Source organism: Celeribacter sp. SCSIO 80788 (assembly GCF_051054295.1).
Taxonomy (GTDB): Bacteria; Pseudomonadota; Alphaproteobacteria; order Rhodobacterales; family Rhodobacteraceae; genus Celeribacter.
This window is the reverse complement of record NZ_CP150482.1, coordinates 3,373,242-3,386,007: the sequence shown is the minus strand read 5'-3', so window position 1 is coordinate 3,386,007 and position 12,766 is coordinate 3,373,242. Positions and strand designations below refer to the sequence as shown.

The window sequence follows — 12,766 nt, the reverse complement described above, 5'->3', positions numbered from 1 at the left end:
GTTTTACTCCTTCCCTGCCGCAAGCGGGGTACGGTTCACACCGCACCAAGTCAGCCAGACGGCAGCCGTCCAGCCAAAGGACGGCCCACCGCAGGGCGCGCCATCCATCGGATCGTAATATTCCCAGAACCCACCGCCTTCGATCAACCGGGCGGTCTCGTCCCTCAGCCGCGCTTCGGCCTCTTTGCGGCCCATATCCTTGAGTCCCATGGCGATGAGCGAATTGACCACCGGCCAGACCGGCCCACGCCAATAGCGGCGGCGTTCGAACCTCTCGCTCTCCGGGTCCGCAGAGGGGATGCCATAGGCGACCTTGTCCCAGCTTCGCGCAAAATGCGCATCGAGCGCCGGGCGGGAGACGCCCGCGAGATAGGCCAAAAACGCACCCGATCCGAGCACCCCCGCGAAAGTCCCGCTCCGCAGATCGTAGGCATCGAACCAGCCCGTCTCCGGGTTCCAGAGCTTGTCCGCCCCGTCGCGCAGCTTGGCCTCCTGCGCCACAAGACCGGAGGTGTCTTCGCCCAGAACGCGGCCCAGTTCGATCAGATCGGCAAAGGCGCGCAGAAGCACGAATGTAATCCCCGGATCGGCCATCAGGAACGGGCCCTCCGCTATCATTGCCTTGTCGTCCCAATGCACCGACCGCCCGAACGCAAGGATCGCAAGATAGCGGTCATAGTCCGAGGCGACAGGGCGCTGATCGGCCTTCAAGAGCCCAAGATCGCGCCGTTTGTTCTCCCGCGCTTTGCGGATGAACGGATCGCTGTCATCGACCGGCACTTTCGCCATCCCGATGTCCCAGTCCGGGCAATTGTCGCGCCCGGATTCCCACGGATGCACAATGGCCACCGGGCCGTCTTGGCAGCGCTCTCTGATCCACCAGTCATGCCATGCAACGAGCTTGGGATAGAGCGACTGGAGATGCGGCAGGCCCACTTCGGGATCGGCCTCATAGATTTTGCGAATGAGCGTCGCGGCCACGGGCGGTTGCGAGATACCCGACGTCGGCGGGGACTGATCCGCCCCCCAAACCTCGGGACCGGGGAAGTACTCCGGATCGACCTCGTGAAACACCATATGGGGCACCATGCCGGTCGCCCATTGGCTGGCGAACAAAAGCTCCACCTCGGTCCACGCCCGCGCGATGTCGAAGGTGGAATAGCCCCAAGCGGAGAACATGCTGTCCCAGTTCCATTGGAACGGATAAAGCCGCGCCGTCGGGATGGTATAGCCGCCGCGATCATTGCCCAAGAGCACGTCTCGGGCGGCCTGGTCGAGTGGGTTTAGAACTGTCATCCCTTCACACTCCCTGCCGTCAGCCCCTTGGTCATGAATTTCTCCAACCCAAGGAACAGCGCCATGATCGGCACAGTGGCAATCACCGACCCGGCCATAAGGTGTTGTCGCGGAATTTCCGACGAGTTGAGCGAGGCGATCCCCCGCGTCAGGGTAAATTTCGACGGATCGTCCAACAGCATGAAGGCCAAAAGGAACTCGTTCCAAGCGATCATGAAGACGTAAAGCGACACGGAGGCGAGCGCCGGAAGCGACAAAGGCAGGGTGATTTTCCAGATCACCTGAAGCCGGGAGAGCCCGTCCATCAGCCCCGCCTCCTCGATCTCTGCGGGCAGGCCGCGGAAATAGCCTTGCAGCATGTAAAGCGCCACGGGGATGGTCGTCACCGGATAGATCATCACGATCCCCGCGATTGAATTGCGCAGCCCCATCATCGAAAACGCGATGTAGATCGGCAGCGCCAAAACGATCATCGGCACCATATAGATCAGCAGGATCGAACGCGAAAACGTCGCCTGCCCCCGGAACCTGAGCCTTGCCACCGCATAAGCTCCGGGAATGGCGAAGAGGAGCGTGATCAGAACCGTCAGCACGGAGATGTAGAACGAGGTCCACATATAAGTGCCGAAATTGAACTCCGTCATCAGCTCGACATAGGACCGGAACAGCCCCCACCCCCGCGACAGATCAATCGAGAAATCGAGCGGGTTCTGCATCAGCTCGGCCTGATTCTTCAGGCTGGTCATCACCATGACATAAAACGGAATAACCACGATCGCCGTGAAGAACACATAGCCAAAGCCCTTGAGCGCCTTGATCACCGCATCCTCGAACTCATGCCGCGTCAGCGCGCCCATGGTCAGCTCTTTGAGATAGACCGCAAGCGGCCAGCCGATGCCGATCCCAAGGAAAAGCGCGGCCACCACGCGCGCGATCAGGGAGGCATTGGAAGTCAAAACCGGCCCGATCCCAAGCGAAAGCGCCACGAAATAGACCACAGTCAGCACCGCAGAGGCGATCATCGCCCGCTCGCGCCAGACGAGGGCCAATCCGGTGGGAATGCCGAAGAGAACCGCCCCCGAAATCGACGGACGAAAGGCCTCCCCCGTGGCGAAACTCATCGCCACCGCAACCGTTACGGCCACGACAAAGGTCCATAGCACGCCAAGAAGCGGGCCGGTGACATATCCGAAACGAAGGTATTTCATGTCGCCCACCCTTCTTTTGTCTGAAAATATCCTGGGGGGAGCGCCAGAGGCGCGGGGGGCAAAGCCCCCAAAAGCTGCACGCCAATCATAGCCCCTCCTCCTTCGACATGAATTTGAAGAAGAACACGGAGAACAACAGCAAACAGCCAAAGATCACCACGGCGACCGCCGCCCCTGCACCGATGTTCGAGACCGCGAAGGCCTGTTCATAAACATTCACCGTCAACACCCGCGTGCCCGCATTGCCTCCGGTCAAAAGGAAAATGTCGTCGAACTTGTTGAAGGTCCAGATGAAGCGCAACAGGAACAGCACCGAGAGGATGCCCAAAAGCTGCGGCAGGCTGAGATACCAGAACTGCTGAAACGGCGAGGCCCCGTCCATATCGGCGGCCTCATACATGTCCGTCGGGATCGACTGCATCCGCGCAAGGATGAACAGGAACGAGAGCGGGAAATAACGCCAGATCTCAAAAGCCGTCACCATCAAAAGCGCCAGAGGTTTCTCGCCAAAGAAATTGATCGCCTGATCGGTCAGCCCCATCTGCACAAACAGCGCATTGGCGGAGCCTGAGAACGGATCGAAGAGCAGGATCCACGCGAAAGCGACGGCGATCACTGGAGCCACATAGGGAAAGAGGTAGAGCCCACGCAAAATCCCCTGCCCTTTGAAGGAGTGATTGAGCAACATGGCGGCAAACAGCCCCATGATCATCGCCCCGACCGTGCCGAAGATCGTGTAAAACAAGGTCACTCCAAGCACGGACCAGAACTCGCCACCGTCAAATACGGACACGAAATTCTTCATCGTGAAATCGCCATTGGTCAGCACGAAAGAGGCTTTGCCATCGACCTTGGCCGGACTGTCCTCGACATCAGCGCCCGTGTCGAACCACGCCTGTTCGGTCACAACCGGGATGTTGAGCGTCTCGCGATGCCCGCCTTCCCAGTCGCCCAGATCACAAAAAAGCGCCCCCTCCGCCACCTCACAGCGCGGATCGAGATCACCCGCGAGAGTCAGCCCCTCGGGCCAAATGTCGGTGAGCGTCACGCCGGTGATTTCAGAGGTCGGCGAGGAATTCCGAAGCCGGTAGCGCAGCGTCGCTTCGTCGCCCGCCGCCGCGGGTCGTCCGCGCAAATCTTCGCGCACAACCGCCTCCGGCGCGCGCAAATCGGCAAGCGAGACCGGTTTCACGGAAATCCAGAACACCGCCAGAAGCGGCAGGATCACCACGAGAGAAACCGCAAGAATGGTCGGGGTCAAAAGCCCCCAGGCAAGCCGCGCCTCGGTACGGGCCAGAGGCCCGGCACCGCGCGGCGGTCCGATGTCCGACATGGAGAACTCCCTGTCTTTAAAGGCAAAGTCGCGGGGCAGAGGACGCCGCCCCGCAAGAGAGCGGCGTTACTCGATCCCGCTCAGTTCGGCGTTCAGATCCGCAACGGCAGTTTTCGCGTCGATCGCGCCGTCGATATACTCGCGCACGATGCGGTTGATCACCTGAGAGTTGTTCATCTTGGACGCCAGACCGAGCTGACCTTCCTTGACGCCCCAACGCTGCGCCACATCGAGACCGCCAACGATCTCGTCGATCATGTCCTGCGCATAGAGATCGCCCAGCGGCGCTTTGCGATCCACACCCACCGGCAATTTCGCCCATTCGGTGATGAAATAGGTCGGATCTTCCTCGGTGCCGCGACGGGTCGGGAACATGCCTTCTGGCGCGATGGACAGGGTTTCGAGATAGCCCGCATTCATCGAAAATTCCACGAATTCCTCGGCAGCCTCGGTTGCGGCATCAGTGGTGATACCGAAATAGTTGATGTTGGCATAGGCCGCGCCATCCGGGTTCGACGGACCAGAGAAATTGGTCACGATTCCGGTTTTCGAAGCCAATTCGGTCGAGGTCGGATCGTAGTTAATCGTGGGCGGAGAGCTATCCCGCAGACCGGCCAGTTCATCGAGAATGAAGGGCGACCAGAAGACCATCGCGGTATTGCCGGAGAAATAGAGCGTCCGCGCCTGATCCCAATAAAGATCGCCCGGAGGCGAGGCATTGGCGATTTTCTTGTAGAACTCAAGAACTTCGATGGTCTTCGCTTCATCGAGCGGAGCAAAGCCATCGGCATCCACCGGGCTTACGCCATTGGCGAGGAACACATGTTCGAGCACCTGCGACATGAAGGCCTCGTCCACCTTCGTCGCGGCCACAAAGCCGTACATTTCCGGCGGGTTGTGCAGCTTTTCGATGGCGGCCTCGACGGCGGTATAAGAGGTCGGCGCCGCAAGACCCGCTGCATCGAAGAGGTCTTTGCGATAGACGATCATCTGCGTCCAGCCATTGGCGGGCACGGAGGCGTAGCCGTCGTCCATCGCCGCCATGGCGAGCGCGCCGGGGGCGAAAGTATCGGCACCGAGAGCTTCGATCACATCGGTCGCGGCATCCATATCGAGAATCCCGGCCTCTGCCCAGGGCAACGCATATTGCAGCGAGTGATAGATCACATCCGGCAGATCACCGGCGGCAAATGCCGCGGTCGCCCGCGTGCCAAGTTCGGATTCCGTGACCGGGATCACTTCGACCGTATTGCCGGTCTTGGCTTCGAAAGCCGCAGCCATCGCCTCCTGCTTGGCCAGACGATCCGGTTGTTCTTCCGTGGTCCAGAAGCGCAGGTTCTCTGCCCCGGCCGCCATGCTCGACAGCGCAAGCGCCGTGGCGGCGCTCGTCAGAAGGGTCAGTTTTTTGAAAGTCATCTCTCTCTCCCTGAGTTGATGGAAATTACGCAGTCACAGCGGCCAGATCGGCCAGATGCCGCGCCAGTTGATCTGACGTCAGCGTGGGCCGTCCCGTGGAACCGCCCGGTGTAAATGTGGCCCGGATCACGCCTTGGGTCGCAGGAGCCTCCGGGTCCTGCATCCGGGCAATGAACATTTCGCCAAGCCGCGCGCCCGCTTGCCGGTTGTCGACGGCAAAGGTTGCAAGGCGCGGCCACATGGCCTGCCCTTCGGGGGCGCCGTCATAGCCGATGACCGAAAGTTCCGACCCGATCTTGAGGCCAAGCGTGTTCGCGACCTCATAGACCCCGCGCGCGAGCGTATCTGTGGCGCACAGGATCGCGGTCGGCGGGGTCTCAAGCGCCAGAAGCTCGCGCGTAGCCGCCGCCGCATGATCGGGCGACAAGGCACCTTCGGTCATGAGGGCGGGATCGAACGGCAGCCCCTCGGCCGCAAGCCCGGCGCGATAGCCGTCGCGGCGCGCATGAGAATAGGCATAGTCCGGTGCGGAGCCGATATACCCGATGCGCTCATGTCCGAGATGGGTCAGCCAAGTGATCGCATCGGCCATGGCTGCCTCACTCACGACATCAAAATAGGACATCCCTTCGCGATTTTTGGGTCGCCCATAGCAGATAAAAGGTACATTCTCGCGCTCAAGATAGGCGATGCGCGGGTCTTCCCAAAGCACCCGTTGCAGGATGAACCCATCGGCTTTTCGGTCGCGCACCAGATCGCGCATGATGCGGATCGTGTCCGATTCGCTTTCCGAAGTGGCGATGGTGAGGGTCCAACCTTCGGCGGAGGCGGCCTGTGTCAGACCGGCCAGAAATTCGGCGAGGAAGGGACGGTGCGCATCATATTGTGACAGCTCGACCACCAGACCCAGAGAGCAACTCCGCCCGGTTTTGATCGCCTGCGCATGGCTGAGCGGGCGATAGCCCATGGCCTGCGCGGCCCGAATGACCCGGTTGCGCGTGGCCTCTGAAATGTCGGGATATCCGTTAAGCGCACGCGAAACAGTGCCTTTGGTCAGGCTCAGGGCCCGGGACAAATCCGATATCGTCACCCGCGCTGTGTCGCGCGCACGACGGTCCATGGTTCCGTTTGACCGCACTTGATTCGCCTCCTCCCGGCAACATTGCGTTTCCGAAACCGGTTTCGGCAATGTTTTTTATCAACTAGTCCGATTGCGCAGATGAACAACATGCTGCGCAGCATTTTCGGACAGGTTTGACAAAAGGGGATCAGGCGATACGGAAAACCTTGGCCGCGTCCTCCTTGGAAATTTCAGATTTATCGTGAGTGGACGTCACCCGCCCGCGCTCCATGAAAACGAGCTGATCGGCGAGGTCGTAGGCGAATTCGAAATACTGCTCGACCAACACGATCGCCATATCGCCACGCTCGCGCAGAAGCGAAATCACCCGGCCGATTTGTTGAATGATATTGGGCTGAATACCCTCGGTCGGCTCATCGAGAAGCAGGAGCTTTGGCTTGATGATCAGGGCACGGGCGATGGCGAGCTGTTGCTGTTGCCCGCCCGAAAGATCGCCGCCCCGGCGGTGCATGAATTCCTTGAGGATCGGGAAAAGCTCGAAAATCTCGTCCGGAATGACATGTTCGGATTTCGGCAGGCAGGTAAATCCGCTCTCCAGATTTTCCTTCACCGTCAGAAGCGGAAAGATCATCCGCCCCTGCGGCACGATTGCAACGCCCTTATGCGCCAGCTCATGCGCCGGGGATTTGCCGACATCTTCGCCATCGAGCATCATAGAGCCGCCCGAACGCGGATGGGTGCCGGAGATCGCCTTCATCAGGGAGGTTTTGCCAACCCCGTTGGTGCCCATGACACAGGTGACCTTGCCCGCCTGCGCTGAGAGATCGACGTCATAGAGAATTTGCGAACCGCCGTAATGCAGCGAGAGGTTTTTGACTTCGAGCATGGTATCCTCTCCTTTAGCGGCCCAAATAGACGTCAATCACGTCCTGGTTTTGCGTCACATGATCGAGCGACCCTTCGGCCAAAACCGATCCCTCATGCAGCACGGTCACCTTGCAATCGAGCCGTCGGACGAATTCCATATCGTGTTCCACCACCACGACAGCGCGCGTTTTCGCCGCTTCTTTCAGAATGTCGGTGGTGTGTTCGCGCTCGCCAAGCGTCATCCCCGCCGCCGGTTCATCGACCAGCAAAAGCTTCGGATCCTGCGCCAGAAGCATGCCGATCTCCAGCCATTGCTTCTGCCCATGCGACAGCTCGCCCGACTTGCGCGCCAACTGGTCGGCGAGACCGATCTCAGAGGCCAGTTCCTCGACCTTCGCGAGATCCTTGAACTTCGGTTTGAAAAACAGAACCTTGAGCGGATTGCGGTCGTTTTTGACCGCCATCAGCAGGTTTTCGAACACGCTCTGATCTTCGAACACGGTCGGGCGTTGAAACTTGCGCCCGATGCCCGCCCGCGCAATCTTGGCCTCGTTCATGCCGATCAGGTTGCGCGACATGCCTCCCCACAACACCTTGCCCTCATCGGGTTTGGTCTTGCCGGTCACGATGTCCATGAACGTCGTTTTGCCCGCGCCGTTCGGTCCGATGATGGCGCGCAGCTCGGCATGCCCGATGTTGAACGACAGGTTGTTGATCGCCCGGAAGCCGTCGAAGGTGACGGAAATGCCGGAGACCTCAAGAAGTGTGCCAGCGCCGCTCATTTCTCCGCCTCCTCTTCACGCAAACTGCCTTTGTCAGGCCCAAGGGGAAGGCCGTGACGGTTGGGCGACATGCGGCCGGAGATCAGATCGAACAAGCCGCCGATGCCTTTGGGGGCGAAGAGCGTCACGAGCACAAAGGAAAGGCCCAGAAGCACCAGCCACCAATCGACCCATTTGATCGTGTAGAATCCGAGGTTCACATCGGGGGCCTGACCGCCAGTGAAATAAGTAGAGACGAGCGAGACAAACGCCGCGCCGATGACCGCACCATAGATGCGCCCACGCCCGCCAATGGCGACCCAAACGGCGAGGTAGATCGAAGCGATGGGCGCGATTTCTGCCGGGTTGATGATCCCGGCCTGCGGGTAATAGAGCGCGCCCCCGATGGCGGCGATCACGGCGGTGAGGGTAAAGACGAAGAGTTTGAACCCTTCGACCGAATAGCCCAAAAACCGCACCCGCGCCTCGTCGTCGCGGATGCCGCGAATGACGGAGCCGAATTTACCGGAAACGATGAAGGCCGCGACCAGATAGGTGAGCAAAAGTGCGAAGGCGGACGCCCAGAAGAACCAGATCGAGATATAGTCCTGCGACACCCCGTCCGCGCCGGGCAGGTTTTGCAGGCCCGAAAGCCCGTTGTTGCCGCGCAGGCCGCTGTCGTTCTGGAACAGGTAGAGCGAGAGCGCGAGGGTCATCGCCTGTGTCAGGATCGACAGGTAGACGCCCGTCACCCGAGAGCGGAAAGCGAGCCAGCCGAAGACCAGGGCGAGGATGCCGGGCACAAGAACGACCAAGGCGATCTGCGCCCAGAAGCTATGGGCGAAATACCAGACCAAGGGGAAATCGCTTGAACCGACCACGCCAAAAATCTGCGTCCCGATAGCGTCCGAAATCTCAGTCGCAGTCGGCGGCAGGGGCGCATTGGCGAGGCTGTCGAGTACGATCAGTTTGGTCCGCGCATACATCAGCCACATGCCGATCATATAGCCACCCAGCCCGAAGAATGCGAAATGCCCGAGGGAAAGAATGCCCGTATAGCCCCAGACCAGGTCCATCGCGATGGCCACCAACGCGAGGCAGAGCGTCTTGCCCAAGGTCTTGACGAAAGACGTCGAAATCGCCCCCGCGCCGTAAGCCTCCGACAGGAACGTCACGGCGAGGGTAAAGATCACCAAAACGGCGATAAAGACCGGCAGAGAGGGATTTTTCTTAAACATATCCATGGCTCAATCCCTCAATCCCCAGCCGCACGGCCTTTGAGGGCGATGATGCCCTTGGGCCGGAACTGGATGAAAATGATGATGAAGATGATCATGTAGGTCTGCGCCGCCAGCGTATTGGACGGGTTGAACCATTCGATCCCCTTTTGCAGGAAGCCGATCAGACCGGCGCCCAAAAGCGTGCCCCAGATATTGCCGACACCGCCGACAACCACGGTCATGAAGCTTTGCACGATGTAATCCTGCCCCAGCTCGGAGGTCACTTTCGCGTAAAGCCCGATGGCCACGCCCGCGATCCCGGCGATGCCGGAGCCAAGCCCGAAGGTCAGCATGTTCACCTTGTCCGGATTGATCCCCATCGAGGCCGCCATGCGCGGGTTCTGCGTCACGGCGCGGGTTTCGAGACCCAGACGCGTTTTCTTCATGATGAAGAGGAACACGCCGAGGAAAATCAGCGCCAAAACGAAAATCGCGATGCGGATATAAGAAATCGACACCACATCGTTGAAGGTCAGCGCCCCATCGAGCCAGCCCGGCGAGGTCAGCGGACGCGCCTGTGTGCCGAAGATGTTCTTGGCGAGCTGCTGAAGCGCGATGGACACACCGAAGGTCGCGAGAAGCGTCTCAAGAGGCCGGTTATACAGCCAGCGAATGATCAACCGCTCCATCGCGACACCGGCGGCAAAGGTCACGGCAAAGGCCAGCGGGATCGCGAGGATGATCGACACGGTATAATCCGGCACGATCTGTTGCACGACATAGCCGGTATAGGCGCCCATCATGATGAACTCGCCATGCGCCATGTTGATCACGCCCATGACGCCGAATGTGATGGCTAAACCGATGGCCGCAAGGAAATAGATCGACGCCAAAGACAAGCCATCGAGCGAGAGATCGAGGAACTGGTTGAACCCGACCGCCCGGTTGATCGACCCAAGCGTCGCCTCCGCCGCATCGGTCACGGCTTTGGACGGTTCGTCATAGACCTCCGCAAACGGCGCGCCCTTGACGACAGTTTCCTCGGAAAAATTCACATCATAGGCCGGAACCTGCCCCGCCTCGGCCAGTGCCGCATAGGCGCGGTCGCGGGCCTCTTGGGTGTTGAGGTCCGCCACAGGACTGCCACCGACCTTGCCATCGACGATATGGGCCTCAAGCGCCGCTTTGCGCTCGGCCACACTCGGCGGTGGCGTCGCGGCCCCGGCGGCAACCATCAACGCAAAGGCATCAGAGACCGGAATGTCTTTGCCGGGCTTCAGAGCCCGTTTGATATTGGCCCCCTCCGGCAGCCCCTCGGCATACACGATCTTCGTGGTCACAAGCGGATTGAGCGCGGCACGGGCATCCAGCGACAGCGCGCCACGAAAACCTTCAATCGCCGCAACGCGGGTCGCCTCATCCGGGTCGAAACGGATGGTCAAAAGCCGTTCGGTGGTCTCTTTCAGCGCTTTGATCGCCGGATCGGTCTCCCCCTCGATGGAGGCGCGGAGCGGGGCAAGATGGCTTTCCTCGCCATCGCGCTGAATCGCCAAAAGCGCATCGCGACGCCGCGCCGGATTGGGGTCGTTCAATTGAAACTGCACCAAAGCCGCGCCGATCATGGCGCGAATGCCGGAGTTCGGTTTGAGTTGATCGAGATCGCCCTTATCAGCCGCACCGATCTCGGCGCCGCTGTCGAAATCGAACAGCGTATAAGACCCGCCCGCGCCGGGCGTCGCATAGAAAAACAACCCGTCAGCCTTGCGCTGCCACATGTCCTTGTTCTGCCATTTCTGAAGCACGGTCTGCGCAGCAGGCAGGCCGGAATTGGCGATGGCATCAATGGCGGGGCCGATCGTTTTGCGCGAAGATTTTTCAATCTCGACACGGTGCTCCTGGAGCACGTCCTGAATGGTCCGGTCCTGTGCCTGTGCCGTGAGCGCACAGGTCAGCAACATCAGACACGCGGCGAAGAGGCTGCGGATCATGAAAATCTTTCCGACTGGGAGGACATGGAAGGGCGGCGCACCGCCCTTCCGAACTGGATCAGATCAGTAGTTGGATTTGATCTGGACGCAGGTCTCGGTCTCGGTGTTGTACATGCCGCAGCCGAGGTCCTTCCAATCGGATTTCAGCACGGCGGATTCCGGCAGGTAATCGGTCCATGCATCGCCCGGAACCGGATCGGTTTCCGAGATAATGTCGAACTGACCATCGGCCAGAATTTCGCCGATCAGCACCGGTTTGGAGAGGTGGTGGTTCACCCCCATCACGGCGGTGCCACCGGTGAGGTTCGGGAATTCCTGACCCCACATGTGCTCGCGCACGGCGTCAACATCGGTGGTGCCCGCTTCGGTCACCGCGTTCACCCACATGTTGAATCCGATGTAATGGGCTTCCATCGGGTCGTTGGTTACGCGCGCATCGTCACCGATGAAGGCATGCCACTGCTCGATGAAGGCCGCGTTTTCCGGCGTGTCGGCGGACATGAAGTAGTTCCACGCTGCGAGGTGGCCGACGAGGTTGGTGGTGTCGAGGCCGGAGAGTTCTTCTTCCCCCACGGAGAAGGCCACAACCGGAATGTCATCGGCGGAGATGCCCGCTGCGGCGAGTTCTTTATAGAAACCGATGTTGGCGTCGCCGTTGATCGTCGAGATCACACCGACCTTCTTGCCATCGGCGCCCAGCGCCACAACATCGGCCACGATCTTGGACCAGTCGGAATGACCGAAGGGCGTGTAGTTGACGAAGATATCCTCTTCGGCAATGCCTTTGTCCTTGAGGTAGGATTCCAGAATGTTGTTCGTGGTGCGGGGATAAACATAGTCGGTCCCCAGAAGCGCGAATTTCTCGACACCCAGTTCATCGAGGAAATAGTCGGTCGCGGGGATCGCCTGTTGGTTCGGCGCGGCACCCGTGTAGAAGACGTTTTTGGACGATTCTTCGCCCTCGTATTGCACCGGGTAAAACATCAGACCGTTCAGCTCTTCGAGCACCGGCAGAACCGATTTGCGCGACACGGAGGTCCAGGCTCCAAAGATCACATCGACATTCTGAACGGTCAGAAGCTCGCGCGCTTTCTCGGCGAAGAGGGGCCAGTCAGACGCCGGATCGACGACAACCGCTTCCAGATCACAGCCCAGAAGGCCGCCTTTTTTGTTCTGTTCGTCCACCAGCATCAGCATGGTGTCTTTCAGCGTCGTCTCGGAAATCGCCATCGTGCCCGAGAGCGAGTGCAGCACGCCGACCTTGATCGGGCAGTCGGCTGCAAAAGCGGTGGAGGCAAGCGCGGTGCTTGCGAAAAGGGCCGAGGCCAGAGTGGCTTTGAATTGAATGGTCACGTCCATGTTCCCCTTGATTGGATGCTGTGAAACCGCGGGCGTCGCGCAAAGCGCTCATATCCATATGCTTGGATTTAAATGAAAAACGCCAACGACCTCCTCTACAGCGTCAGATGGTTTCCTCTTCGCGCAAAGGGCCAGCCGGCAAGTCGGCCTTCCGCGCACACCCCTCCCCTGTGACACTCCGCAAAGCAGCTTTAATGCTCGGGGGCTTGAGGCGCGTTCCAGAGTTTGTCTCAGCAA

Annotated in this window: 10 protein-coding genes; all 10 read right to left on the bottom strand. The window is 59.9% G+C overall.

The window, feature by feature from the left end:
* Positions 1 to 3: 3 nt before the first annotated feature.
* The 10 genes from V1471_RS17040 to urtA all read right to left on the bottom strand — a co-directional run bounded on the left by V1471_RS17040 (position 4) and on the right by urtA (position 12,529).
* A complete protein-coding gene (locus V1471_RS17040; RefSeq protein WP_434290325.1) occupies positions 4 to 1,296 on the bottom strand; it encodes an MGH1-like glycoside hydrolase domain-containing protein in 1,293 nt (430 codons plus the stop codon).
* Complete coding sequence (locus V1471_RS17035) at positions 1,293 to 2,504, bottom strand: carbohydrate ABC transporter permease (RefSeq protein WP_434290323.1); 1,212 nt, start codon at positions 2,502 to 2,504, stop codon at positions 1,293 to 1,295. The genes V1471_RS17040 and V1471_RS17035 overlap by 4 nt, the downstream gene beginning before the upstream one ends.
* An 85-nt stretch (positions 2,505 to 2,589) precedes the next feature.
* Positions 2,590 to 3,837, bottom strand: coding sequence for an ABC transporter permease subunit (locus V1471_RS17030; protein WP_434290321.1), 1,248 nt, complete (start codon positions 3,835 to 3,837; stop codon positions 2,590 to 2,592).
* A 66-nt stretch (positions 3,838 to 3,903) separates the two neighbouring features.
* Positions 3,904 to 5,253, bottom strand: coding sequence for an ABC transporter substrate-binding protein (locus V1471_RS17025; protein ID WP_434290319.1), 1,350 nt, complete (start codon positions 5,251 to 5,253; stop codon positions 3,904 to 3,906).
* 25 nt (positions 5,254 to 5,278) lie between these two features.
* Complete coding sequence (locus V1471_RS17020) at positions 5,279 to 6,373, bottom strand: LacI family DNA-binding transcriptional regulator (RefSeq protein ID WP_434290318.1); 1,095 nt, start codon at positions 6,371 to 6,373, stop codon at positions 5,279 to 5,281.
* A gap of 148 nt (positions 6,374 to 6,521) precedes the next feature.
* On the bottom strand, positions 6,522 to 7,220 hold the full coding sequence (gene urtE, locus V1471_RS17015; RefSeq protein ID WP_434290317.1) for an urea ABC transporter ATP-binding subunit UrtE: 699 nt from the start codon (positions 7,218 to 7,220) through the stop codon (positions 6,522 to 6,524).
* A gap of 13 nt (positions 7,221 to 7,233) precedes the next feature.
* Entirely contained in the window at positions 7,234 to 7,983 is a 750-nt protein-coding gene (gene urtD / locus V1471_RS17010; RefSeq protein ID WP_434290316.1) for an urea ABC transporter ATP-binding protein UrtD, read from the bottom strand.
* Positions 7,980 to 9,206 (bottom strand): urea ABC transporter permease subunit UrtC, encoded by a 1,227-nt coding sequence (gene urtC, locus V1471_RS17005; RefSeq protein WP_434290315.1) that lies wholly within the window; start codon positions 9,204 to 9,206, stop codon positions 7,980 to 7,982. The genes urtD and urtC overlap by 4 nt, the downstream gene beginning before the upstream one ends.
* 11 nt (positions 9,207 to 9,217) lie before the next feature.
* Entirely contained in the window at positions 9,218 to 11,170 is a 1,953-nt protein-coding gene (gene urtB / locus V1471_RS17000; protein ID WP_434290314.1) for an urea ABC transporter permease subunit UrtB, read from the bottom strand.
* A 63-nt stretch (positions 11,171 to 11,233) separates the two neighbouring features.
* On the bottom strand, positions 11,234 to 12,529 hold the full coding sequence (urtA, locus tag V1471_RS16995) for an urea ABC transporter substrate-binding protein (RefSeq protein ID WP_434290313.1): 1,296 nt from the start codon (positions 12,527 to 12,529) through the stop codon (positions 11,234 to 11,236).
* Positions 12,530 to 12,766: the final 237 nt, after the last annotated feature.

Coding starts and splice junctions, on each gene's coding strand:
- V1471_RS17040 (WP_434290325.1), bottom strand. CDS start 1,296: ATGACAGTTCTAAACCCACTCGACCAGGCCGCCCGAGACGTGCTCTTG.
- V1471_RS17035 (WP_434290323.1), bottom strand. CDS start 2,504: ATGAAATACCTTCGTTTCGGATATGTCACCGGCCCGCTTCTTGGCGTG.
- V1471_RS17030 (WP_434290321.1), bottom strand. CDS start 3,837: ATGTCGGACATCGGACCGCCGCGCGGTGCCGGGCCTCTGGCCCGTACC.
- V1471_RS17025 (WP_434290319.1), bottom strand. CDS start 5,253: ATGACTTTCAAAAAACTGACCCTTCTGACGAGCGCCGCCACGGCGCTT.
- V1471_RS17020 (WP_434290318.1), bottom strand. CDS start 6,373: ATGGACCGTCGTGCGCGCGACACAGCGCGGGTGACGATATCGGATTTG.
- urtE (WP_434290317.1), bottom strand. CDS start 7,220: ATGCTCGAAGTCAAAAACCTCTCGCTGCATTACGGCGGTTCGCAAATT.
- urtD (WP_434290316.1), bottom strand. CDS start 7,983: ATGAGCGGCGCTGGCACACTTCTTGAGGTCTCCGGCATTTCCGTCACC.
- urtC (WP_434290315.1), bottom strand. CDS start 9,206: ATGGATATGTTTAAGAAAAATCCCTCTCTGCCGGTCTTTATCGCCGTT.
- urtB (WP_434290314.1), bottom strand. CDS start 11,170: ATGATCCGCAGCCTCTTCGCCGCGTGTCTGATGTTGCTGACCTGTGCG.
- urtA (WP_434290313.1), bottom strand. CDS start 12,529: ATGGACGTGACCATTCAATTCAAAGCCACTCTGGCCTCGGCCCTTTTC.